Genomic DNA, 23,030 nt, shown 5'->3' with positions numbered 1-23,030 from the left:
GGCGCAGCCACACAAGGCGCTGCGCCTGAAATCTAATAATATGTTTGTTTAAACAAGTCTTCGGCCTCCACCACTCACAGTTTTTTCCAAAGACACCAGCATTTTATCGGAACGCATCCGGCGTGCCACCTATCGATTCCGATAGCCCGGCGGATTGATCAGGCCAAGTTGCATCGCTCGGACTAGTGCGGATTCTCTGGTCGGGGCTCTCAGTTTTTCGCGCGCATTCTTCAAATGGGTTCGTACCGTAACTTCCGAGAGGTTCAATAGTTCGGCGATTCTATCGTTTCGGTGCCCAAGAGCCAAAAGGTTCAGGACCTGCAGCTCTCGCGGTGTCAGGTCCGGAGTGGTTGGAGCGATGCTTGTGATGTCGTACACACGACCGTGATTGCTGGGGATATCCGATCCCAGATTAGTTGCCAGTACGGTTGCCAGGACACGCATTTCGCGGTGCCGCTCGGTCATTTGAGCCTCGGCGTCCGGTCGGTCCGATGACAGAACCACCAACTTGGCCTCGTTGTTAGGGCAGGGAACCACCAGAGAGTAAAGGTGAATATATCCGGCCTTTTCCAGATCGTGGTTCAGACCCAGCGCCTTGGAGGAATGGCCGTCCGCGGACCGGAGGCTTGCGGCCTGCACGTAGAGGCTTTCTTTGCCATTTTGAACTTGCGCCAGCATCGGATCCGCTTCGGCATAACCTTGGCTGTCATAGCGGTTCAGCCAACCTTTGGACATTGAACTTCGAACCCAATGAATGGCGCCAGTCTCGGGTGTGAAGCAAAGCATGTTCAGGGCGTTAAATCCGATCTCAGTCAGACGGTCTAACGTGAACTCCCACCGTTCCTGATCATCATGGCGCAATGACAGCTCTTCGAGAAGATCAAGCGTGAACAGGCTGAGGGCATTCATTGAAGCTCCGAATATAGTGTCGCACCCCTAGGGGCCGCAGTTTACTCAGCCTGAGCATGCGCTATCATCACGGTATCAGACAAGGAGCTTTATTATGCCCAAGCTGGTCCGTTTGTATATCACTCAGGTTGCATGGGGATTTGTCATCTCAGCCGTGTTTGTCGGAGTACTTCTGGCGTTGAACGTGGCCAACCTGCGCGGCCTGATTTTCGGGTCTGAGATCGGGCTGATTGCTCTGGCAATGATCTGGTTCATGAACGGGATCGTATTCGCCGGTGTTCAGTTTGCCTACGCGATTATGAGCATGGCTGAAAAGCCAAAGGGACCCCGGGGTGGCACACCCATCGCCGCCAAGTTTGAACCCGTCCGTGTGGCGGTGGACAAGAACTGACAGGACCTATTTCGGAAAACGGAAACTCTCGAAGACAAGGCGAGAGGCAAGTTTTTGTGGCGGGACCACCAGTCAACCGTGCGGTGTGATTCCCGAGGACCTGTATGTACAGGTGGGCGCCAGGTAATCAGGCCAGGACCTGAACAGAGCCAGCCCCCTCGGAATTGCTTAAGGCCACCAGAATGCTACCAATCACAAGAAGGGCAGAACCCGCCACGGGCCTAATTAGGGGTTGCGGCGGGTTTGCACAAGGGGTCAGGCGTCAACAGTTTCGTGCAGGGCCTTGCGCATCTTGCCTAAATGTTCGTCCCAACCGTCATCGAGTGCAAGGATCAGGCCAAATGCCTCTGCGCCTTGTGGCAGCCCTTCGTGCACCAGCCCCAGACGGGTGCCGCCCGGAACCGGGTCCAGTGTCCATTTCACGACGCTGACGGCGTCTCCCATGGGTTTGATTGTAAACGTGTATTCCAGGTATTCTGGTGGGCGCGCAGCACGTACCTCACCCCAGATCAGAAGGTCGCCGCTGGACGTACCGAACATTTCCAGCTTTTGACCGGCGGCAAGCAGTTGTTCGGGTTTGTGAAACCATTCAGCCAATCGGGCGGGTTCGGTCAAATAGGCCCAAACGGTTTCCGGCTCGGCCCTTAGGAAAATCGTTTTTTGCAGAACTGTTTTTGTCATCTTTCTTTCCTCTCAATAGCTTCTTTCAGATTGTTCAGACGATCGTCCCAGAACTGGTCAAAATAGCTGAACCAATCGAGGATGGGGGCCATACCTATTGGCTCCAGTCGGTTGATACGCTCGCGTCCGCGCGCCTCGACGGTGATGAGGCCGCCATCAGAAAGAACCGTCAGGTGCTTTTTTACCGCGGCGCGTGTCATATCGAACTGATCCGTCAACTGCGCGATCGTCATATCCTGAGACGCCAGGATCTGGACAATTTCGCGGCGGGTAGGGTCGGCCAGTGCGCGAAATGCGTTTTGAGTTTGAGTCTGCATTGGTCACCTCATAAGTGATACCATTTGGTATCTGTTTTATGAGATACCAAATGGTATCATGTCAAGTCCTTTGAGGTGCTTGATTTTTGTTCACGAATTGTTCACATTTCGGATATGACACTGGATTTACAGCCCGGACAAAAACTGGCCCGCGGGGTTTCGCGCCACTTGCTGACGCATGGCTTTGTATCCGTTGAGGAATTCGTTCCCACGCGCGGTCTGCGTGTTGACGTCATGGGGCTAGGACCCAAAGGGGAATTATGGGTAATTGAGTGTAAATCCAGTCGCGCCGATTATCTGACGGATTCTAAATGGCAGGGGTATCTGGATTGGTGCGACCGCTTTTTTTGGGCGGTGGACACCGATTTTCCGACAGATTTGTTGCCAGTAGAGACCGGTCTGATCATCGCAGATGCGTATGACGCCGAAATCATTCGAATGGCCCCGGAAGATAAGCTGGCACCTGCGCGGCGCAAGAAGATGATTCAGAAGTTTGCAACAGATACAGCCCGCAGGTTGCAGGCACTGCGCGATCCAAGAATCTGAATTATCAGTCTTTTACGATCCGGGCGGCTTGCACGGCGGCTAGGATTTCCTCTGCGATTTCTTCCGCTTCTTCAGGTTCGAAGTCCATCGGAACTTCGATGCCGTCGGCCTCGATGAACAGGCGCACCATGCCTTGGTCGGTCGGGCCGATCTGAAGGTTTGCCTGAATGTCACGTTCGGTGTTGATGCCCATACTCGCCTCCGGGACTGAGCATTCCTGCTAGCGCGCAAAGGGTTGAGAATCAAGCTGCCTTTGCGGTCAGGTAGGGTATGGATGATGTTCTGATCAGACCTTTCCGCCCAGATGATGCGCCCTGGTTGGTCGAACAACATGGCTTTCTTTATCAACGGGACGAGGGGTTCGATGACACTTTCGCGCCCCTCGTTGAACGGATACTGACGGAATTCCTCGACGCGCACGATCCGACACGAGAGCGAGGCTGGATCGCCGAGCAGGATGGCGTACGCCTTGGCAGTATCTTTTGCGTTGCGCTTGATGACCACACTGCAAAGCTGAGGTTGTTTCTGCTGATGCCAGAGGCCCGCGGGCAGGGCTTGGGTAAGCGCATGCTAGAGACATGCATGGGGTTTGCGCGCAGCGCCGGCTACAGCGAAATGGCGCTGTGGACTCATGAAAGTCATCGGGCTGCCTGTGCGCTTTACAGGGCGTCCGGATGGCAATTGACCGGCAGTAAAAAGGTTCATTCCTTTGGCTGCGATCTAGTCGAACAAAGCTGGGAAATTCGTCTTTAATCCTCTTGCATTCCGAGTGCGTGTTCGGTACATCGCCCCTCACGAGTGCCGCCTTAGCTCAGTTGGTTAGAGCGCTGGATTGTGGATCCAGAGGTCCCCTGTTCAAGCCAGGGAGGCGGTACCATTTCCCCCAAATCGACCATGATGCAGCTCAGAGTTCGAACTGTTGGGTGCCTTGTTGTGTTGAGAACGGAAAACCGATTGGCGCGCCTGAAATCAGCGCGCCAGGTTCAGTTTCAGCTTCACTTTGCTGCGCTTGGTCGTGGGCAGGTGGCGGTTCAGCTGTTTGTTTACCAACCCGAACAGGCCGATTACCGCCAGCGATAGCAGGATGAAGTAAAAAGCCAGAATCGGATAGGGGATGAAGGGGTTGAATGTTTTGTCCGCAAAATAACCCGCGTAGTACAGCGCGTCGCCCCGTTGCTGCCAGACCGGGAAGGCCGAGAAGAAGACTAGCGTTGTGGCGTGGAACAGGAAGATCGCTTCATTGGTGTAGGCGGGCCAGGCCAGCCGTAGCATGGTTGGCCAGATAATGCGCCGGAAACGCGCCCAACCGGTCATGCCATATGCGTCAGCGGCCTCTATATCGCCCTTAGGGATGGATCGCAGCGCGCCATAGAAAATCTCACCCGAGTAGGCTGCTGTGTTGAAAAACAGCACAATCAGCGCACCCAGCCACGCAGAAGTCAAAGCATCCAGAAACGGGAAGCTTTGCTTGAGCGACAGAAAGAAGAAATAGGCAAAGAAGAATTGGATGAACAGGGGAGAACCCCGGAACAGGAAGATGAACCACTCGGACGGTTTACGCAGCCATTTGTTAGTGGATGCCTTGCCCACTGCCAGCGCCGTGGCCAAAAAGAAGCCAGTTATCAGCGCCATGATCCCGAAATAGATATTCCAGATCATGCCTGAGCCGATAAGAGTGAACTGTTCGCACAGAGTAAAATCGGCTTTTGGAATTGCACGTTCACCAAGTCCGATCGAGCGCAGGCCGTAGTCCTGTATAGTTTGGATACAGCTCATGCCGTGGTCTCCTTCCGCAGCAACTCTCCGCCCGAGGTCGCTTGACCATGGGACAAGCGGCGCATCAGCTTTTCAAGCCCGATTTCCGAGACGCGGGTCATGCCCAGATAGAAGACAAGCAGAGCAAGGAAGTACCACATGCGCCAATCGCCATGTGGGTATTGGGTGAATTTCGGGTTTTTGAACGCACCCAGTTCGCGCGCCCAATAGACAATGTCTTCGATACCCAGCAGGAACAGCAACGGAGTGGCCTTGATCAGTACCATCCACAGGTTCGACAGGCCGGGCAGGGCATATACCCACATTTGCGGCACCAGAATGCGCCAAAAGGTCTGGCGGCGAGTCATACCGTAAGATTCGGCCGTTTCCAGTTGCGCATGAGGCACGGCTTGCATGCCGCCAAACAGGACGTTCGCGGCGAAGGCTCCAAACACGATGGAAAAGGTGATGACAGCCAGAAAGAAACCATAGGTCTCGTGCACCCACTCTGGTGCGCTTCCCAACGGCAATTTTGCCGCCTGGCAGACGATGAAGTCATTGCCTTGCCGGATCGGGTCGGTCCACTCCGGGCATAGAATCTTGTGACGAGTCCATTCGAACGCCTGGTCCAGCGCGATCACGAAGAACATGAAGAAGGCGATATCCGGCACTCCGCGCACGATGGCGATATAGCCCTTACCTATCAAGGAGAGCGGCAGGATGTGCGACCGGGCCGCCATGGCGCCCAGAAATCCAAATCCCAAGGCAACCGGCGCGGTGATGGCAAGTAGCAGCAGGACTTTGAAGAAGGACAGGTAGAACAGCCAATGCACACCGTTGGTCAGGTAACAGGCAAACCAACGAAACGTGCCGAGCGTATCGGGATCAGTGCAGAACGAGAAAATGGCGGGCCTCTTTGACTGGCAAGGGCTCTGAGGCGGCGCGCCCTAGGGGAGGCGCGCCGCAGAATGTATCAGAAGGTCGAGGACACTTCCCACTTGGTGATCAGCTCGTTCAGGCTCCCGTCGTCCTTCATGGACTGAATGGCGGCGTTGAACTTTTCCTTCAGATCACCGTCGGATTCGCGGATACCCATTCCGACGCCACCGCCCAGCGGGACTTCGTCACCGACAAACAACAGGCCCGAGCCGTCTTCGGTGAAGGGCACCAGAAAGGATTTGTCGGCCAGAACGGCATCTGCTTCGCCATTGCGCACGGCAGCAATGGTTTCTTCAGGGCTTGCGAACTCGACCAGAGTTGCGCCGGAATCGGCAACGTAGCCGGCCTGAATGGTACCGGTTTGTGCAGCGATCACGCCGCCTGCCAGATCAACACCATCTGCCATGGCGACATAGGCGGACGGATCCGGCGGCGTGTAGTTTTGGGTGAAGTCGATGACTTCGTCACGCTCGTCGGTGATCGACATGCCTGCGATGATGGCATCGTAGTTGCCTGAGACCAAGTTCGGGATGATCGAATCCCAGTCGTTCTTGACCCATTCGCAATCCAGGCTGGCACGCTTGCACAGCTCATCGCCCAGCTCACGCTCGAATCCGTCGATCTCGCCCGCGTCGTTGACGAAGTTCCACGGCGCATAAGCACCTTCGGTGCCCAGACGGACGGTGTCCGCCATGGCCATTCCAGCGCCCAGCGCCAGTGCTGCTGTGGTCAGAATCAGTTTTTTCATTGTTACTCCCCTATTTGGTTCTGTCCTGAATTTATGCCGCCATGGTGGCGGATAGGAAACCCTGAAGTCGCGTGGATTCAGGGGTCGTAAAGATGTCTTCCGGCAGGCCTTCTTCTTCGATAAGGCCTTGATGCAGGAACACAACATGGCTTGAGATATCAGCAGCCATTTTCATGTCATGCGTCACGATGATCATGGTGCGACCCTCAGAGGCCAGATCCTTGATTACCTTGATAACTTCCTGTTCCAACTCGGGATCCAGGGCCGATGTGGGTTCGTCGAACAACAGGGCCTGAGGCTCCATGCACAGGCCACGCGCAATCGCGGCACGTTGCTGCTGACCACCCGACAATTGCGCCGGGTATACATCGCATTTGTCACCGATACCGACCTTTTCCAGGTACCTGCGGGCGCTGTCCTCAACCTCGGCCTTGTCGCGGCCCATAACAGTCACCGGGGCCTCCATCACGTTTTGAAGGATGGTCATGTGGGCCCAAAGATTGAACTGCTGAAACACCATAGACAGGTTCGTGCGAATGCGCAGAACCTGTTTCGGATCGGCTGGCCGGCGGTTATGTGCGCTGCCGGTCCAGCGGACCGGTTCGCCCTTGAACAGAATTTCGCCCTCTTGGCTGTCTTCCAACAGGTTGCAGCAACGCAGAAGTGTCGACTTTCCGGACCCTGATGAGCCGATCAGAGAAACGACGTCGCCGCGTCTGGCGGTGATATCCACCCCTTTCAATACCTCAAGATTGCCAAAGCTCTTGTGTAGGTTCTTGATCTCGATGACCGGAGTGGAATCTGTCACGGGTGGTCCAGTTGTTATTGGTGTTGGTGCGGTACTAGGGCTGAAAATTCAGTGCAATGCAATGCGCAAATGACACGGAACAGGCTATAAACTGTCAAATTGACCAGACGTTCTGACCAAAGTGGTCACGGATCGAGCAAAACGGCAGCCTTGGAGGAGGGGTTGGGAACAGCAAGGTAATGCTCCACCGGAATAGCGACCAGACCGCGCAGGTGCAGCAGCTTTCGATCTGCGGATGACAAATCGTTGATTGCCGCGCGAACTGCCAGTGCAACCTCGGGCACATCCTGACCGTTGGCCGTGATATAGGGCAGGGCAGGCGAAGGATCGGTTGCGGCGACCTCGCGGAGCTCGTCGCCCAAACTCGAATGTTCTTTGAGCAGTTCCCAGGTCAGTGCATCCAGCGCGGCATAATCCGCGCGGCCGTCCTTCACGGCAGTTGCCGAAAGGGCATGACCGCCGGTTTCCAACACGGCACTTGGAAGGCGGCTATGCCGGGATAGATGGACCATGGGTGCGGCCCAGCCGGACTGCGAAAGCGCCTCATTGAAGGCAAAAGTACCGTTGGCAAGCTGATCCAGACCTCGGGTATCGTCTTTTCGGGCAACGATAATCGAGCGGTAGAAGCCCGCCGGGCATCCGGCCAAACCATAGTCCGGTGTACCGATAAGCTGAACTTTTCCATGCAAACGTGTGCGATAAGGCATGCCGCAGGTTTGGGAAAAAACAAGATCAGGGCTGTGCCAGACATCCCAGAAATCGACGTCTCTAGTCAGATGCATTGGGCCAAAGCCGAGATGTCCTCGAATCAACGACCAAAAGCGATCGTTGGCAGATTGCAGCGCGGGCATGTCGTACATGCCCAGCATAGCAATCACGATTTGGCTGCCTTTTGCCGGGCAAGAGCAGAATCGACGTCGCTGACACCCAACAGGCTAACCACCAGACGCAGCAGCGAATCTTCTTCGCCGGTGCGATGGCCGTCAGCCAGTGCAACCGACCACATCGCCTGAACCACGGCCAGGCGGTCGTCGTAGGCGACGGCCTCTTTGATAGCGCGGGTAAAGCGGACTGTATCGGGGGCTTCGGCTTCAAGATCCTCAGCACGGGCGCGCAAGGCTGCGGCCTCAAAAGGGGACAGGCCATACCGTTCCGTCGATATCCGATCGATTCGTGCCATTTCACTGTCGGCGTAATCGTTGTCGGACCGGGCGATGCGCACCAGAAGGGCCGTCAGGGCCAGACGCGCGTCGCTATCGGCAAGCGGGTCAGGCTGAGGCTGCGTGAGTCGGGAGAGAAAATCGCTGAACATAAGATCGATATAGAAGCGGACTACTTTTGATCCAAGCGCGTTTGTACCCGTTCATGCGCATTTTGGCTGTCTTTAAAGCTCAGGCCCATGGCAATTCGGGCCTCTTCGACGATCTTCATTTCACCTTCGTCCGAATTACCGTCGGCGAGAACGACTTCCCACAAGGCATCCAGCGCCGCCAGACGTTCTTGCAGGTCCGTCGTTTCGCGGATCAACTTGCCGAACGTATCGGTGTCGGGCGCAGCGGCGTGCAACTTTTCACAGGTGGCACGGACCTTGGCGGCTTCAATCGCGTTGTGCTGGTAGAGCCGCGCAAGGATGCGGTCGATCAAGCTGATTTCTTCCAGCTTGTAGTCCCGATCAGCCTGCGCCACGCGCACCATCAAAGCACCCAAGGCCAGTTCGGCATCGGGGTCAGGCAAATGATCGTGTTGTGGCGGGCGGAACGCCTGAAGGAATTTTTTCAACATACCGCGAGGTTATTCCATATTTTGTGGGCCGCCAAGCTTTGACTACCCGTCATAGCCGTGAATGGTCACAACTTTGCCGGTATCCGCTTGTATCGGTATCTGCCCGCTGGCTGGCTAGGCCCCGGAACGCAGCGCCTGTTTCGCCTGTTCCTGGAACCAGCCTAGCATCTGGCGGTACGGCACTGGTCCATAACTGATCCGGGCAACACCCAGCGCTGCAAGCGTCGCAGTATCCGGAGTACCGGGCAGGGCGATGATGTTCACAGGCAAATCAGTCGAATCGCAAAGCCGGGCGATCATGCCTTCGTCTTTGAGACCCGGTGCGAAAAACCCGCTGGCGCCCGCGTCGGCGTAAGCTTTGGCACGGGCCATGGCATCGTCTAGCATTGCCTCGTCGTGGGTGTCCGGCGCAGCCTTCAGGAAGATGTCGGTTCGGGCGTTGATAAATGCGGGGACTCCAGCAACGTCACAGCCTTCGCGCATTGCGCTAACGCGGGCCGCTTGGGTTTCGATATCGTACAGGTCCTTGGTGCCGACAATCTGGTCTTCGAAGTTGAAGCCGACAACACCAGTCTCAAGCGCGCTCTGGACATTGGCGATAACCCCCACCGCGTCCTCGGCATAGGCCCCCTCGAAATCCAATGAGACAGGAAGATCAACGGCGCTTACGATTCGGCGGGCGTTGTCCAGGGCGACATCCAAGGGGATATTCTGGCCGTCGCCAAATCCTTGCGCCATTGCCACTGGCGCGCTGCCGGTCGCCACAGCCTTGGCACCCGCATCCCGCACAGCACCGGCGCTGCCCGCGTCCCAGATGTTATAGAGGATGACCGGATCGCCCTTTCTGTGTAGGGCCGCAAAGGTTTCAGCGCGTTGGATTTGATCGGTCATTTCGGCCACTCCTGTCGTTATTTGCCCCACAGTAACCATGAGGAACTTAACCCGAGTAGTGTTTTCTTACTGAACGCCGTCACTTTGCGGTGACGAATGAAAAAGGGCCAACGTTTGTTGGCCCGATTTTTGCGACGTGATGAGATTAGCCGCTGAGAAATCAGTCTTCGCTGGCTGTGCTCGACACGTATCGGGCGCTGAACGCCGGCTCACCCAGTCGCTTGAGCAGCGACAACTCGGTCTCCAGCCACGCCTTGTGGCCTTCTTCCTCCAGCAATATTCGCTCAAACAGGGTTCGGGTTCCGACGTCCCCAGCCTCGGCCGCTTGTGCTGCAGCTTGGGTGTAGAAGTCGATGGCTTCCATTTCATCCTTCAGGTCCGCGGTAAACATCTCTTCGAGACTGTCCGCCGCCTTGGGGCTTTTTTGAAGCTCAAGCTCTGGTTTGGCCCCCAGAAACAGGATGCGTTCGATATAGGCATCCGAGTGCCCCAACTCTTCCTGCATCTCGCCGCGCATCTTCTCGGCCAGTATGTCCAAACCCCAATCGTTCAGTACATGCGAATGCAGCTGGTATTGATGCGCTGCGGTCATTTCCATGTGAAGCGCTTGTTGGAGGTTTGTTATCGTTGTCGCGTTGCTCATCTGAAATCTCCTAAATCTTTGAACTGCATCTAAGGCGCACCGCAGGCGGACCTGCTTATTCAAATAGTTAGGAGGTTACACCCCGCAAGACAATGCGGGGTGACAGTCCGACACAGACACCACTTAAACGAGGCGCGAGGTGTCTTTCGCTGCGCGGACAAAGTCGCGGAACAGGGGGTGTGGATCAAATGGCTTGGACTTCAGTTCCGGATGGTACTGTACGCCGATGAACCACGGGTGATCCGACCATTCTACGATTTCTGGCAGACGGCCATCAGGAGACATACCCGAGAAGTTCAGGCCAGCTTTTTCCAGCTTGTCGCGATACTTGATGTCCACCTCATAGCGGTGCCGGTGGCGTTCTTCGATATTGGTGCCGCCATACACCTCGGCCACTTTTGAGCCATCGGCCAGAACTGCGTCATACGCACCCAAACGCATTGTGCCGCCTTTATCGTCACCGACCTTACGTTCGACCTTGTGGTTGCCCTGGACCCACTCTTTCAGGTGGTAAACAACTGGTTCAAAACGCTTTTTCCCGGCCTCGTGGTCGAATTCTTCCGAACCTGCTTCGGTGATCCCTGCCGCATTTCGCGCAGCTTCGATCACGGCCATCTGCATACCTAGGCAGATGCCAAGATAGGGAACCTTGTGTTCGCGTGCGTATTGGGCTGCCTTGATCTTGCCTTCGGTGCCGCGTTCGCCAAATCCGCCGGGGACAAGGATCGCGTGGAACCCTTCCAGATGAGGGGCAGCGTCTTCAGTATCGAACACCTCGGCGTCGACCCATTCGACCTTGACGCGAACCCGATTGGCCATGCCACCATGTGTCAGGGCCTCGGCGATCGACTTATAGGCGTCTTCAAGCTGGGTATATTTTCCGACGATGGCAACCTTCACTTCGCCTTCGGCGTTGTGGATGCGGTCGCTTACGTCCTCCCACTTGGCAAGATCGGGTTTGGGGGCAGGGCTGATCTGGAACGCGTCCAAAACGGCCTGATCCAGACCCTCGCGGTGATAGGCCAGCGGAGCGTCGTAGATAGTCGACAAATCCTGCGCTGCGATCACGCTATCGGGGCGGACGTTACAGAACAGAGCAAGTTTCTCACGCTCTTTCGTCGGGATCGGGCCTTCCGAGCGGCAAACCAGAATATCGGGCGCCAGGCCAATCGAACGCAGTTCCTTGACCGAGTGTTGGGTTGGTTTGGTTTTCAGCTCACCGGAGGCTTTGATGTAAGGCAGCAGCGTCAGGTGCATAAACAGGCACTGGCCACGCGGCTTGTCCTGACTGAACTGGCGGATGGCCTCGAAGAAGGGCAGACCTTCGATATCGCCGACGGTGCCGCCGATTTCGCAAAGCATGAAATCGACCTCATCCTCACCGATGGCGATGAAATCTTTGATCTCGTTGGTGACGTGAGGGATCACCTGAATTGTTTTGCCGAGGTAATCGCCGCGGCGCTCTTTCTCGAGCACGTTGGAATAGATCCGACCCGAACTAACCGAGTCGGTCTTGCGTGCGGCAACGCCCGTAAACCGTTCATAATGGCCAAGGTCCAGATCGGTTTCGGCTCCGTCATCAGTTACGAATACTTCGCCATGTTCAAATGGCGACATCGTACCCGGATCGACGTTCAGATAGGGGTCCAGCTTGCGTAAACGCACCGAATATCCCCGGGCCTGCAACAGCGCGCCCAAAGCCGCCGAAGCCAGTCCTTTGCCCAAAGACGAAACCACACCACCAGTGATGAAAATAAAACGCGCCATGTTTTCGGCTGCTCCCGTGAGACGTCAAAATCAGCTGCCCGACGGTTCCGAAAAACCGCTGCACCACGGGACTTCACATATAAAGGATTCGCGCCCATAGCGCAAGAGAACCGCAAGATGCTGTTGCAGTCCTCTTTCAAGTTTCTAGGTTTTGTGGATCAGTTGGCCTGTGGGATCAGCGGCGCGTTGTCGCCCTCTGCCGGAGGCAGCAGATCGTCAGCCGACGGAACCGCCGGTGTGCTTTCCTCGGTCGGTGCAGGCGCAGGAACGCCCAAACGGTCAATTACCGAGCTGCCCGAGGATTTCTGTGCGGCCAAAATGGTCAGCGTGATTGAAGTCACGATGAAACATGCAGCCAGGATCCACGTCACCTTGCCCAGAGCGGTCGCTGCTGCGCGTCCGGTCATGGCTCCGCCACCACCGCCACCCATGCCAAGGCCACCGCCTTCGGACCGCTGCATCAGAACAACGGCAATCAGGCCCAGGGCCAGGAGGAGGTGGATGATGAGAACGACGTTTTCCATGGTGTTCCTGTACAGCGTGGCGTGTATCGCGTGGTATCTATGCAAGTTTGCCAGCGGGGGCAAGGGAGGAGTTGGCATCAAGATCGGTGATGTTTCAGATCACGGCAAAGGGACTGGACAGCAAGGTTGTAACTCGCGCAGGCTGCGGCCATGCCACATGACGATCACGACCACCCGCACGCCCTTTTGCCGCCCGATCCTGCGCTTCGCGTAAAGGCGCTGGAAACGATTCTAACGCGCAAGGGTCTGATTGATCCTGCGGCATTGGATGAGATCATCGATACCTATCAGAACAAGATTGGTCCTCAGAACGGCGCACGCGTCGTCGCCAAAGCCTGGGTTGATCCGGAATTCAAAGCCGAGTTGCTGAAAGATGCCACTTCGGTGGTCGCCGATCTGGGTTTTTACGGGCGTCAGGGCGAGCACATGGTTGTCGTCGAAAACACGCCCGAACAGCACAACATGGTCGTTTGCACCCTGTGCAGCTGTTACCCGTGGCCGCTGCTTGGGATTCCGCCAGGTTGGTATAAATCCGATGCCTATCGCGCGCGGGCAGTACGTGAGCCCCGCAAGGTGCTGGCAGAGTTTGGGGTGACCTTGCCCACAACGTCATCGGTTCGTGTTTGGGATTCGACTGCCGAGGTACGGTACCTTGTACTTCCAATGCGCCCTTTGGGTACGGATGGCCTGAGCGAAGACGAATTGGTGGGGCTTGTCACGCGCGACAGCATGATCGGAACCGGTTTGCCAGAGGAGCCATCATGACCCGAGTTCACGATATGGGCGGGCGCTTTGGCGATGGGCCTGTGCACCCTGAACCCGAAGATGCACCGGTCTTTGCCGAAGACTGGCATGCAAGGGCATTGGCCGTAACACTGGCAGCGGGATCGCTTGGGCAGTGGAATATTGATGTGTCCCGACACGCGCGCGAAAGGCTGTCGCCCAAGGATTACGCCCGATTTTCCTATTACGAAAAGTGGATTTCGGGGCTTGCGGACCTTCTTGTCGAAACAGGCGTGCTGACAGATGAGGATCTGCGCGGCGAGACAGCAGGCGACAAACACCCCCTGACAAGCCGCGTGTTGAAGTCTGACGCGGTTGCAAAAGTGTTGGCCAGCGGCGGGCCTGCGGATCGCCCTTCAAATGTGCGGGTGAAATTTGAGCCGGGGCAAAAAGTTGTGACCGCCCGTCAAGCCGCGAACCGCTTTGTGGACGGCGGGCATACACGTTTGCCCATGTACGCCACCGGGGCAAGAGGGCGAATCCTTATGATACACGGAACGTATGTGCTGCCGGACTCTAGTGCTCATAAGTTGGGAGACGCCCCCGAGCCGCTTTACGCCGTGGTTTTTCCGGCATCCGAGCTTTGGGCCAATCCCGAACACCCGCAAGATGAAGTCGTTTTGGATCTTTGGCAAAGCTATCTGGAACCAGCATGAGCGACTGCATAATTCATACTGCCCCCGAACCAGCCTTTGCGGAGCCCTGGCACGCTCAGGTCTTTGCTGTGACGGTTGCTTTAAACGAGGCCGGACGGTTCGACTGGCCGGAATGGGCCGCGCGGTTCTCGGACACCCTGAAACGCCACGGTCTGGATCGTGAGTTGAACGGCGGGGACGATTACTTTTTCGCGTGGCTGGAAACGCTCGAGACGTTACTGGCTGAGCAGGGGACTGCGACACCTGACGCCGTAAACCGGCTGCGAAACGCATGGGAAGACGCGTATTTGACAACCCCGCACGGCGATCCGGTGCGACTTACCGACGAGTAAGCACTGGAACTGCTCGACTGCGTCGAATTACCGGTTTCCCTACCGCATTCCCCCCGTTATACGAGCCGAGTTTGATAACTCAGCGCAAAAGGACCTGATATGGCCAATGTGGTTGTTGTCGGCGCCCAGTGGGGTGACGAAGGAAAAGGCAAGATCGTCGACTGGCTCAGCGAACGGGCAGACGTGATTGCACGCTTTCAAGGCGGACATAACGCTGGTCATACACTGGTCATCGATGGTGAGGTCTACAAGCTGCACGCGCTGCCGTCTGGCGTTGTACGCGGTGGCAAGCTGAGCGTTATCGGCAACGGCGTGGTTCTGGATCCGTGGCATCTGATCAAAGAGATCGGAACCATTCAGGCTCAGGGTGTCGACATCACCCCTGAAAATCTGATGATTGCTGAGAATACGCCGTTGATCCTGCCGTTCCATGGCGAACTAGATCGGGCGCGTGAAAGCCAAAACTCGGTTGCGAAAATCGGGACGACCGGCCGCGGCATTGGACCGTGTTACGAGGACAAGGTTGGCCGCCGCGTGATCCGGGTGGCTGATCTGGCTGATGATGCGACACTGGAATTGCGAGTGGATCGCGCCTTGGTTCACCACAATGCTCTGCGAAACGGCCTTGGGCTGGAACCGATTGACCGTAATGCTCTGATCGCTCAGCTGAAAGAGATCGCACCCCAGATTCTGCCCTTCGCAGCACCGGTCTGGAAAGTGCTGAACGAAAAGCGCAAGGCGGGTAAGCGTATCCTGTTCGAAGGCGCGCAGGGGGCGTTGCTGGATATTGATTTCGGCACTTACCCTTTTGTGACCTCATCCAACGTAATCGCTGGTCAGGCATCTACCGGGGTTGGCATCGGCCCGGGTTCGATCGATTTTGTTCTGGGCATCGTCAAAGCCTATACCACCCGGGTGGGTGAGGGGCCGTTCCCGACCGAGCTGGATGATGACGATGGCCAGCGTCTTGGTGAGCGTGGACACGAGTTTGGAACCACCACAGGCCGTAAGCGGCGCTGTGGTTGGTTTGATGCCTGCCTTGTGCGCCAGACCTGCGCGACCAGCGGCGTGAACGGTATCTCGCTGACCAAGCTGGACGTTCTGGACGGTTTCGAGACCCTGAAAATCTGCGTTGGCTATGAGTTGGACGGCGAACGACTGGACTATCTTCCAACAGCTGCGGACCAACAGGCGCGCTGCAAGCCGATTTACGAAGAAATGCCGGGTTGGAGCGAATCCACCGAAGGCGCGCGCAGCTGGGCGGATCTGCCGGCCAATGCCATCAAATACGTGCGCCGCGTCGAGGAGTTGATCGATTGCCCCGTTGCCCTTTTGTCCACCAGCCCGGAGCGGGATGACACCATTCTGGTGACAGATCCGTTTGCAGACTGATGGCAGAAGAGCAGAAACAAGGCCTCAGCTATAAGGCGCGCCGCCGTTGGTCTCTGGCGCTTTTACTGATTGGGTTGCCTCTCTATATCGTCGCAGTGGTGACGGTTGTGAATTGGCTCGATCGACCACCGATCTGGCTTGAACTACTGGTCTATATCGGTCTGGGCGTCGTTTGGGCCTTGCCCTTCAAATTCGTGTTCAAGGGCGTTGGACAGGCGGATCCGGATCAGTCGCAAGACTGAGAGGGCGCATTTCTTACTACACACAGAAAAGGGGCCGATGGCTAGCATCGGCCCCTTTCTCTATTGATTTCTCCGAGTTTAGCCCGCGGCGCGTTCATCGTCAGGGCGGAACCCGATCTGCGTTGAAGCTGCGAAACGACCGCCACCGGCTTTTTCGATCTTGCCGTCCCGAAGCAGCTGGCCGAACGAGCGCAGGCTTTCTTCACGGTTGAAGTCATCCTGCTTGAGCGAACGAATCTTGTTCATCAGCTGCGGGCGCGAGAATTGTTCCTGACCTTCGATGAACGACAAGTAGGCGGCTGCAGCTTCCAACAGGTCGGGCAGCGATTGTGCGCCTTGTTCCTGTGCAAAATGGGCAAAGCCACCTTCTTCGTTTGCTTCGTCCTCTGATTTGGACGTGACGCGGCGGGGGGTCACGGGGCCGGCGTCCTGTTCATTTGTGTCAACACGCTGTTCTGCAACCAGCTTCAAGGGGGATGAAGTGTCGGATTGCGGGCGCATGCTGGTGACTTGAATCTCGGGGCGGCGCGGGCTTACGACCGACGTCAGATCGCCACGATATCCGCTTTCTTCGGAGTCTTCGTCCCGCGGCTGGTTCCCGCGCTCAGCTTCGGTCGCAGCGACTGCCGTGCGCAGATGTGAATATGTTTCGCGCTGCGTACTGGTCGCCGGGTCGTCCATCTGGCTGTCTGCCTTGTCCATCAGGCGGGACATATCCTGATCCAAGGCCGTTTCGTCCGGTGCTCGACCGTCCATAGCAGCCTCGACCTTCGAAATCTCACTCAGAACATTGGCCTCATCCTCGGCGGTCAGATAGCCATCTTTGGACTCGGCGACGGCGTCGATCTGATCCTCTTCGGCTTCTTCACTCAGGATATTTCCCGGCTCATCGGTCTCAGCCGTTTCTTCAAGATCTGTGAACAGCGCAGAGGGCGTCGGGGCCTCTTCTTCATCTTCGTAGTCGTCGTCCTGCGGCATCGTGAATGGCTGAACGGATTCTTCCGGTTCCTCTGTCGTTTCAGCGTCCGCCACCGGCTCGGCCACAGCTGGAGTGTCGTCGATTTCTTCCGCCTCAAAAGTCGGTGCAGTTGGTTCAACTTCCGTTTCGGGCTTGTCCGTTTCCGTCAGGTCCGACACATCAAGCGAGCCCGCTTCAAACGCTGCGGCAACCGCATCTTTCGGAACGGCCGATTGATCGCCCAAGCCTGTTTCCTCGTCCTCGGTGTAAACCACCGAATTTTCTTCGGAATGCGAAACGACGGCGCGAATGCGCTGCAGTTTGGCGGCAATGCTGTCCGCAGCCGGTGCGGGCGCGCTTTCGACCGGTTCAGCATCTGCGAAGAACGACTCGGCGCCTTGCGCAGGGGGGGTCGTGCTGGGGGCCGGGTCTGGCTGTGCAGCTGTTGCAACCGCTGCAGGCGCAGACCTCGCCGCTTGCTGGGTCGCGCGCAGCAACAGTCCGGAATCACTTTGGCTGGCTTCCACATGTTTTGCGGCGTCGCGCTGAGCGATACGGGTCAGCATTTCTGCGTCAGGCTGTGGGGGTTCAGAACCGAAATACCGATCATCGGCGGAAAGGTCGCGGAAGTATTCTGCGATTGCCTTCATCGTTTCGAATGAATCGTCAAAGCCTTCCAAAGTGCAGGAGAAGGTTCCATAAGAAACGGTCAATACCTTGTTGTTCTGTACCATCAGACGCACGTCCTCTACAAACTACGAGAGCCAACCAGCCTTATGCAGGCACACCCATTGGCTCTGAACTCTCTGCATGAACCTATCATTTTGTGGTCTCAATGTGTCCAAATCCGGGAAAAATGATCAATCTAAGTAAAAATCGCCCAATTGTGCGGTCATTTGAGCCAATTGCACTGGTCGGAGGCGGGGAAATCGGGCCTGACGACCTGAATGTGATGCTGATTCGCGCCAAAACGGTGGTGGCTGCAGATGGAGGTGCTGCCCCATTGGTGGAATCGGGTCGCATCCCGGACGCTGTGATCGGCGACTTCGATTCGTTGCACAGCCAGCACAAAGACCAAATTCCTGCGGACCGGTTGCATCCCCTACGCGAACAAAACAGCACAGACTTTGACAAGGCTTTGCGCAGCATCGAAGCGCCTGTTGTTCTGGGGGCAGGGTTTCTGGGAGGGCGGCTGGACCATCAACTCGCCGTTCTTAACACCTTGGTTCAGAGGCAGGATAAACCTTGTATCCTGTTGGGAGAGACCGAAGTCGTCTTTCACGCACCACCGAGAATTTCCCTAAGCATCACGCCCGGCGACGTCGTTTCACTGTTTCCGTTTCGCCGAGTGACCGGCACTAGCAAGGGGTTGGAGTGGGCTATCGACGATCTGGTGATGGAGCCCGGCGGGCAGGTCGGCACATCCAATCGTGCGCTGGCGGATGTCGAGTTGACGGTGGACGGGCCGGGTTTGTTGGTGATGGTGCCGAGATACACTCTGGACCAGCTTATGCAGGCGTTTCTGTCGGGGCAGACCGGGCACTGGCCCGTTCGCGCAGAATGATATAAAGACCCGCCGCTACGGTGATACCAATACCGGCTGCTGCCAATCCGTCTGGAAGATCATGGAAGATCAACAAACCAAAGAGAGTTGCCACCGGGATCTCGAGATATTGCGTGGGGGCCAACGTGGCGGACGGGGCATAGCGTAGCGACCAGGTCATGAACAGATGCGCGACGGTGCCCAGAACCCCGATCCCGATCAGCAGCAAGTGACTGTCGCGCGCGGGTACGACGAAGGACACCTCCCAAATATTGCCGAGTGTTCCCATCGCCAGAACGGGCAGAAGCATAAATGTCGCCATCACTCCGGACACAGCTTGAAGGGCGATTGGATCAGTTTCCTTGGCAATCTGTCGCGTAACGAGCATGAAGAGCGAAAAGACCACCGCCACGAGCAAGGGCAGCAGCGCGGCCGCGCCGACCTGAACAAAGCTGGGTTGGATGACCAACAGAGTCCCCACGAACCCCACAACGCAGGCGATCAGGCGGCGTATGCCAACCTCTTCGCCCAGTACGTATTTGCCGAGCAGCAGCATGATAAAGGGCATGACAAAGGCGATGGCGACCGCGTCCGCCAAGGGCAAATACTGCAGCGCGCTGAACATTGCGGCGATGCCGATGATGTGCAGAACTGTTCGAATGAACGCGAGCCTTAGAAGACGTCCGCGAAAACGCCAGTGTCGGCCATTCAGGGCCACCAAGGGGATCAGGATCAACGCCTGAACGGCAAAGCGAACAAAGACCAACATGCCCAGCGGAGTCGTCTCACCCAAAAGCTTGGCGATGGAATCGCCCAGTGGCGCCAGCACACAAAAACACAGCATCAATAAGATGCCAAAAACGGGGCGATCCTGGGTCATGCGGTGACGCTACGGGTTTTGACGTCCGGTTGAAAGCGTCTATGAAATTGGCTGTACCTTTGTGTAATCCGGTCCGATACAGACCGGCAGATCATCACCCAGTTTCAGCCAGTCCAGCCGTTCTTCATGTGCCACGTGCAGCGTGGGCTGCAAAAGGTTGGGATTGTCCAACGTGGCGACATACAAATGCAGCACGTCGGACATGGATTCCGAGCGAAATGAGATCGGCGTGCCGCAATTGGGACAAAAGCTGCGTTCGACACCCGGGGACGAATTGAATGTTTTCGGCGGCGCTCCGGTCCAGCGCCATTGTCCGTCCCGCACGCCGAAATAGGTCGTCATGGGGGCGGCGCATTGCCGTCGGCAACTGTCGCAATGGCAGTTCACGCAGGATAGGACCGGAGGATCAACCTCATACCGGATGGTGCCGCACAGGCAGTGTCCTTGCATTATTGTCCTCCGTTACTGTCAGTGTCAGCAGTTTGGCACGTTCACCGCCAACCCGCCCAGAGACGTTTCCTTGTACTTCTCGTGCATATCATGGCCGGTCTGGCGCATGGTTTCGATCACTGAATCCAGTGGCACAAAGTGTTTCCCATCGCCGCGCAGTGCCAGCGACGCTGCCGAGACGGCCTTGATCGCCGCCAACCCGTTGCGTTCGATACAAGGCACTTGCACCAACCCGGCAACTGGGTCGCAGGTCATGCCAAGATGATGCTCCAACGCGATTTCCGCGGCATTTTCCACTTGCTCAGGTGTGCCCCCCATCACGGCGCACAGACCCGCGGCCGCCATGGCTGAAGCGCTGCCGACCTCAGCCTGACATCCGGCTTCCGCACCCGAGATTGAAGCGTTGTATTTGACCAGACCTCCGATTGCAGCGGCCGTCAGCAAGAAATCCTCGATATGGCTTTCCGAGGCACCCGGAACGTGGTCGAGGTAATAGCGCAGTACCGCAGGCATTGTGCCCGCTGCCCCATTGGTGGGGGCGGTGACAACTTGCCCACCAGCCGCGTTTTCCTCGTTTATCGCCATCGCATAGACGCTCATCCAGTCATTGATGGTGTGTGGCGCGTTCAGGTTCATACCCCGTTCAGCCAACAATGCGTCGTGAATGCCCTTAGCGCGGCGGCGCACCTTCAGACCGCCAGGCAGGATGCCATCGGTTTTCAGTCCACGTTCGATACAGTTGTTCATGACTTCCCAAAGGCGGGCCGTGCCTTTTGCGAAACTGTCGGCACAGCCCCGCGCGATTTCATTTTCGCGCTTCATCTGAGCGATGCTTTTGCCGCTGGCATTTGCCATCTCCAGCATCTCGGCTGCCGAGTGGAACGGGAAGGGGACCGGGGGGCCGTCATTGGTGGCTTTGCCTTCGGCCAGTTCTTCTTCTGTCAGGACAAACCCGCCACCGACGGAATAATAAACTTGCCGCAGGATCACGTCGCCCTGCGCGTCAGTAGCCATCAGGATCATCCCGTTGGCGTGACCCGGCAGGTTGTGGTCATAGTCGAAGGTCAGATCGGCTTTGGGATCAAACTGCAGTGTCGGCAACCCCTCGGGCGTGACTGAATGTGTTTCCGCGATAGCAGCCAGCGCGGCCTCGGCCTTGTCGTTGTCATAAGTGTCGGGAACGAACCCGGCCAGCCCAAGGATAGTGGCCCGATCGGTTGCATGACCTACGCCGGTAAAGGCCAGCGACCCGTGCAAAGATCCTTTGAGACCGGCAAATTCAAACGGCGACTCGCGCATAAGGTCCAGGAACCGCGCGGCCGCAACCATTGGCCCCATCGTGTGAGACGAGGACGGGCCGATGCCCACTTTGAACATATCGAAGACAGACAGAAACATATCAGGTAGCAGAGCCTTCTGGAGGTTTAGCATAAGCTGGACTGGTGAAGGGGGTAACCCCCAACCCCTCTGCCGAGATGGCAGCCCGGGTTGCGGGGCGGCTTTCGAGGTTCATCAGAATGATTTGCAGATGAGGCGTATCCGCCAGTTGGAACCAACTGCGATCGCTATTGGCCGGATAAAGGGCCATCCACCGCATTTGGCAAGCAAGATAGTACGTCAGGACCGAGGGCTGATCAGCATGTAGCCAGACTGGTCCAGTTTTGGCCACGTCATCCAAGATCCGAAGATGTTGGCGCAGACGTGGTCGAATTCCGTTGCGCAACTGTTCGGCATGTGATGCGTCGATGTATTTCTCGGCATAGAACAGAATGCGCAGATCGGCGTGCAATGTGTTCGACGCAAAGAAGAGCCACTTCAGAAACGCCGCCCGGTCCGGACTGTCAGGGGCGGGGGCCAGTTGAGCGTGTGCATCTGCCAGCCACAACAGGATGGCAGCTGTTTCAAAGATAGGGCCTTGCGGCGTTTCCAGGACCGGTATCAGCCCGTTCGGGTTCAAACCCCTGTATGCCGCGCTGTCCTGCGCGTTTTGCCGGCGATTCACCAAGGCCGTCTCATACGGTATGCCCATCTCTTCCAGCACCAGTCTGATCACCAGAGAAGCGTTGTCGGGGGCATAGTGCAGTATGTAGGGCGCGTTCATGGCCTGTATGTATACACCGACCGGCGTGCTCAACGCTCCGATTGCGACGTTTCCGATAGGAAACGCGTAGTTTCGCGACAAGTTGGCCAGTTGGAAGGGTGAATTGGCCCTCGCAGTTGGGTCGGAGATTCCGTATAAAATCCGCAATACCAAGGGGGAATGCTGCAATGACCGGAGATCTGTCACCCATCGACAAGGCCAAATATGCCGCGGCGCGACGGGCCGCTGACATGGTCCAGGACGGAATGCGGGTTGGGCTGGGCACCGGATCAACCGCTGCCTGGATGGTCCGCCGTCTGGGGGAGCGGGTCCAAGACGAAGGTTTGCGGATCAAGGGTGTTCCAACCTCGACCCGCACCGCACAACTGGCCCGTGAGTTGGGGATTGAAGTCGTCTCGCTGGATCAAGCGGGTTGGCTGGACTTGACGATAGACGGGGCGGACGAGTTCGACGGTGATCTAAACCTGATAAAAGGCGGCGGAGGCGCGCATCTGCAAGAAAAGATTGTCGCCACGGCCAGCGATCAGATGATCGTCATTGCCGACGCAGGGAAAGAGGTCGAAACGCTGGGCGCGTTTCCATTGCCGGTCGAGGTGATCCCATTTGGCTGGCAGACCACTCGGACACTGATTCAAGAGGCGCTGGATACGATGGATGTTCTTGGCACCTCAGCCACGCTGCGCATGAACGGAGAGGCGCCGTTTGTTACGGATGAGGGCAATCACATTCTGGACCTCCGCCTTCAGCGGATCGGTAACCCCCGTCAAACGGCGCTGGTGCTGAACCAGGTGCCGGGCGTCGTCGAGAACGGATTGTTCATCGACATTTGTGACAAAGTTGTGATCGGCCACGGCGATGGCCGGGTCGAGCTGCGCGATATCAACGATGGCACGTTCGAGTTGGATCAGTTGGTCGATGGTGGTGAGAACCTGTTTTCGGATCTGGCGGATTGAGCGCTAGAGGCGCAGACCCAATTTTCTCATTTGTAAACT

At 57.0% G+C, this 23,030-nt stretch carries 30 protein-coding genes and 1 tRNA gene; 11 read left to right on the top strand and 20 right to left on the bottom strand.

The annotated features are described in order from the left end of the window. Window positions 1-129: 129 nt before the first annotated feature. A complete protein-coding gene (locus tag GOW92_RS03600; protein ID WP_170558061.1) occupies window positions 130-909 on the bottom strand; it encodes a helix-turn-helix transcriptional regulator in 780 nt (259 codons plus the stop codon). Between the two features lie 94 nt (window positions 910-1,003). On the opposite strand from GOW92_RS03600, the gene GOW92_RS03595 reads away from it, so the two are divergent. Then, on the top strand, window positions 1,004-1,300 hold the full coding sequence (locus GOW92_RS03595; protein WP_170558059.1) for a hypothetical protein: 297 nt from the start codon (window positions 1,004-1,006) through the stop codon (window positions 1,298-1,300). Window positions 1,301-1,555: 255 nt separating this feature from the next. Here the strand turns inward: GOW92_RS03595 and GOW92_RS03590 are convergent, their stop codons facing one another. After that, complete coding sequence (locus tag GOW92_RS03590) at window positions 1,556-1,981, bottom strand: SRPBCC family protein (RefSeq protein ID WP_170558057.1); 426 nt, start codon at window positions 1,979-1,981, stop codon at window positions 1,556-1,558. Continuing rightward, window positions 1,978-2,298 (bottom strand): ArsR/SmtB family transcription factor, encoded by a 321-nt coding sequence (locus GOW92_RS03585; RefSeq protein WP_170558055.1) that lies wholly within the window; start codon window positions 2,296-2,298, stop codon window positions 1,978-1,980. The genes GOW92_RS03590 and GOW92_RS03585 overlap by 4 nt, the downstream gene beginning before the upstream one ends. Before the next feature lie 114 nt (window positions 2,299-2,412). Between GOW92_RS03585 and GOW92_RS03580 the strand changes: the two genes are divergently transcribed. Continuing rightward, the gene (locus GOW92_RS03580; protein ID WP_170558053.1) at window positions 2,413-2,844 is read left to right on the top strand and encodes an MmcB family DNA repair protein; all 432 of its coding nucleotides are present in this window, start codon (window positions 2,413-2,415) and stop codon (window positions 2,842-2,844) included. 4 nt (window positions 2,845-2,848) lie between these two features. Here GOW92_RS03580 and GOW92_RS03575 read toward each other — a convergent pair whose 3' ends face one another. Next, window positions 2,849-3,037, bottom strand: a complete 189-nt coding sequence (locus GOW92_RS03575) for a DUF6324 family protein (protein ID WP_170558051.1) — start codon at window positions 3,035-3,037, stop codon at window positions 2,849-2,851. A gap of 77 nt (window positions 3,038-3,114) precedes the next feature. Here GOW92_RS03575 and GOW92_RS03570 point away from each other — a divergent pair, with 77 nt between their 5' ends. Together GOW92_RS03570 and GOW92_RS03565 are read left to right on the top strand one after the other, a co-directional pair. Next, on the top strand, window positions 3,115-3,597 hold the full coding sequence (locus GOW92_RS03570) for a GNAT family N-acetyltransferase (protein WP_170558049.1): 483 nt from the start codon (window positions 3,115-3,117) through the stop codon (window positions 3,595-3,597). Between the two features lie 47 nt (window positions 3,598-3,644). After that, window positions 3,645-3,721 (top strand) — tRNA-His (locus GOW92_RS03565). 92 nt (window positions 3,722-3,813) lie between these two features. Here GOW92_RS03565 and GOW92_RS03560 read toward each other — a convergent pair. The 11 genes from GOW92_RS03560 to secG form a co-directional block, all read right to left on the bottom strand. After that, a complete protein-coding gene (locus GOW92_RS03560; RefSeq protein WP_170558047.1) occupies window positions 3,814-4,620 on the bottom strand; it encodes an ABC transporter permease in 807 nt (268 codons plus the stop codon). After that, window positions 4,617-5,504: an ABC transporter permease gene (locus GOW92_RS03555; RefSeq protein WP_170559330.1), complete on the bottom strand. Its 888-nt coding sequence runs from the start codon at window positions 5,502-5,504 to the stop codon at window positions 4,617-4,619. Before GOW92_RS03555 ends, GOW92_RS03560 begins: the two co-directional genes overlap by 4 nt. Window positions 5,505-5,572: 68 nt before the next feature. Next, complete coding sequence (locus GOW92_RS03550; RefSeq protein WP_170558045.1) at window positions 5,573-6,286, bottom strand: transporter substrate-binding domain-containing protein; 714 nt, start codon at window positions 6,284-6,286, stop codon at window positions 5,573-5,575. A 31-nt stretch (window positions 6,287-6,317) separates the two neighbouring features. Then, on the bottom strand, window positions 6,318-7,094 hold the full coding sequence (locus GOW92_RS03545; protein ID WP_170558043.1) for an ABC transporter ATP-binding protein: 777 nt from the start codon (window positions 7,092-7,094) through the stop codon (window positions 6,318-6,320). 125 nt (window positions 7,095-7,219) lie between these two features. Further along, window positions 7,220-7,963: a phosphate/phosphite/phosphonate ABC transporter substrate-binding protein gene (locus tag GOW92_RS03540; RefSeq protein ID WP_170559328.1), complete on the bottom strand. Its 744-nt coding sequence runs from the start codon at window positions 7,961-7,963 to the stop codon at window positions 7,220-7,222. 5 nt (window positions 7,964-7,968) lie between these two features. After that, on the bottom strand, window positions 7,969-8,406 hold the full coding sequence (locus GOW92_RS03535) for a TerB family tellurite resistance protein (protein WP_170558041.1): 438 nt from the start codon (window positions 8,404-8,406) through the stop codon (window positions 7,969-7,971). Window positions 8,407-8,426: 20 nt separating this feature from the next. After that, the gene (locus tag GOW92_RS03530) at window positions 8,427-8,876 is read right to left on the bottom strand and encodes a TerB family tellurite resistance protein (protein WP_170558040.1); all 450 of its coding nucleotides are present in this window, start codon (window positions 8,874-8,876) and stop codon (window positions 8,427-8,429) included. A 114-nt stretch (window positions 8,877-8,990) separates the two neighbouring features. Then, complete coding sequence (locus tag GOW92_RS03525) at window positions 8,991-9,767, bottom strand: isocitrate lyase/PEP mutase family protein (protein ID WP_170558039.1); 777 nt, start codon at window positions 9,765-9,767, stop codon at window positions 8,991-8,993. A gap of 160 nt (window positions 9,768-9,927) precedes the next feature. Then, window positions 9,928-10,410 (bottom strand): bacterioferritin, encoded by a 483-nt coding sequence (locus tag GOW92_RS03520; RefSeq protein ID WP_170558038.1) that lies wholly within the window; start codon window positions 10,408-10,410, stop codon window positions 9,928-9,930. 123 nt (window positions 10,411-10,533) lie between these two features. Beyond that, the gene (locus GOW92_RS03515) at window positions 10,534-12,177 is read right to left on the bottom strand and encodes a CTP synthase (protein WP_170558037.1); all 1,644 of its coding nucleotides are present in this window, start codon (window positions 12,175-12,177) and stop codon (window positions 10,534-10,536) included. Window positions 12,178-12,335: 158 nt separating this feature from the next. Continuing rightward, window positions 12,336-12,701, bottom strand: coding sequence for a preprotein translocase subunit SecG (gene secG, locus GOW92_RS03510; protein WP_170412006.1), 366 nt, complete (start codon window positions 12,699-12,701; stop codon window positions 12,336-12,338). Between the two features lie 150 nt (window positions 12,702-12,851). Here secG and nthA point away from each other — a divergent pair, with 150 nt between their 5' ends. The 5 genes from nthA (at window position 12,852) to GOW92_RS03485 (ending at window position 16,106) form a co-directional block, all read left to right on the top strand. Further along, a complete protein-coding gene (gene nthA, locus GOW92_RS03505; protein WP_170558035.1) occupies window positions 12,852-13,466 on the top strand; it encodes a nitrile hydratase subunit alpha in 615 nt (204 codons plus the stop codon). Continuing rightward, complete coding sequence (gene nthB, locus GOW92_RS03500) at window positions 13,463-14,140, top strand: nitrile hydratase subunit beta (RefSeq protein WP_170558033.1); 678 nt, start codon at window positions 13,463-13,465, stop codon at window positions 14,138-14,140. Before nthA ends, nthB begins: the two co-directional genes overlap by 4 nt. Further along, the gene (locus GOW92_RS03495; protein ID WP_170558031.1) at window positions 14,137-14,472 is read left to right on the top strand and encodes a nitrile hydratase accessory protein; all 336 of its coding nucleotides are present in this window, start codon (window positions 14,137-14,139) and stop codon (window positions 14,470-14,472) included. Before nthB ends, GOW92_RS03495 begins: the two co-directional genes overlap by 4 nt. A 99-nt stretch (window positions 14,473-14,571) precedes the next feature. Further along, window positions 14,572-15,864 (top strand): adenylosuccinate synthase, encoded by a 1,293-nt coding sequence (locus tag GOW92_RS03490; protein ID WP_170558029.1) that lies wholly within the window; start codon window positions 14,572-14,574, stop codon window positions 15,862-15,864. Then, on the top strand, window positions 15,864-16,106 hold the full coding sequence (locus GOW92_RS03485) for a DUF2842 domain-containing protein (RefSeq protein WP_170558027.1): 243 nt from the start codon (window positions 15,864-15,866) through the stop codon (window positions 16,104-16,106). Before GOW92_RS03490 ends, GOW92_RS03485 begins: the two co-directional genes overlap by 1 nt. Window positions 16,107-16,184: 78 nt before the next feature. Here GOW92_RS03485 and GOW92_RS03480 read toward each other — a convergent pair whose 3' ends face one another. Further along, window positions 16,185-17,798 carry a hypothetical protein gene (locus GOW92_RS03480; RefSeq protein ID WP_170558025.1) on the bottom strand — a complete coding sequence of 538 codons (1,614 nt, stop codon included), beginning with the start codon at window positions 17,796-17,798 and terminating at the stop codon, window positions 16,185-16,187. A gap of 122 nt (window positions 17,799-17,920) precedes the next feature. Here GOW92_RS03480 and GOW92_RS03475 point away from each other — a divergent pair, with 122 nt between their 5' ends. Further along, the gene (locus GOW92_RS03475; protein WP_170558023.1) at window positions 17,921-18,628 is read left to right on the top strand and encodes a thiamine diphosphokinase; all 708 of its coding nucleotides are present in this window, start codon (window positions 17,921-17,923) and stop codon (window positions 18,626-18,628) included. Here GOW92_RS03475 and GOW92_RS03470 read toward each other — a convergent pair. The 4 genes from GOW92_RS03470 to GOW92_RS03455 are packed head-to-tail and all read right to left on the bottom strand — an operon-like array spanning window position 18,573 to window position 22,038. Then, on the bottom strand, window positions 18,573-19,487 hold the full coding sequence (locus GOW92_RS03470) for a DMT family transporter (protein WP_170558021.1): 915 nt from the start codon (window positions 19,485-19,487) through the stop codon (window positions 18,573-18,575). The two genes, GOW92_RS03475 and GOW92_RS03470, sit on opposite strands and share 56 nt — an antisense overlap. 39 nt (window positions 19,488-19,526) lie before the next feature. After that, window positions 19,527-19,937: a GFA family protein gene (locus tag GOW92_RS03465; RefSeq protein ID WP_170558019.1), complete on the bottom strand. Its 411-nt coding sequence runs from the start codon at window positions 19,935-19,937 to the stop codon at window positions 19,527-19,529. 24 nt (window positions 19,938-19,961) lie between these two features. After that, window positions 19,962-21,335: an L-serine ammonia-lyase gene (locus tag GOW92_RS03460; RefSeq protein WP_170558017.1), complete on the bottom strand. Its 1,374-nt coding sequence runs from the start codon at window positions 21,333-21,335 to the stop codon at window positions 19,962-19,964. A gap of 1 nt (window position 21,336) precedes the next feature. Next, a complete protein-coding gene (locus GOW92_RS03455) occupies window positions 21,337-22,038 on the bottom strand; it encodes a glutathione S-transferase family protein (RefSeq protein WP_170559326.1) in 702 nt (233 codons plus the stop codon). Window positions 22,039-22,205: 167 nt separating this feature from the next. Between GOW92_RS03455 and rpiA the strand changes: the two genes are divergently transcribed. Continuing rightward, window positions 22,206-22,991: a ribose-5-phosphate isomerase RpiA gene (gene rpiA / locus GOW92_RS03450; protein ID WP_170558015.1), complete on the top strand. Its 786-nt coding sequence runs from the start codon at window positions 22,206-22,208 to the stop codon at window positions 22,989-22,991. The last annotated feature ends 39 nt before the right edge of the window (window positions 22,992-23,030 follow it).

The sequence above is a fragment of the Ruegeria atlantica genome (assembly GCF_013032505.1).
Taxonomy (GTDB): domain Bacteria; phylum Pseudomonadota; class Alphaproteobacteria; order Rhodobacterales; family Rhodobacteraceae; genus Ruegeria; species Ruegeria atlantica_F.
Note: the sequence above shows the minus strand (reverse complement) of the source record. Positions and strands in the feature narration are given on the sequence as shown.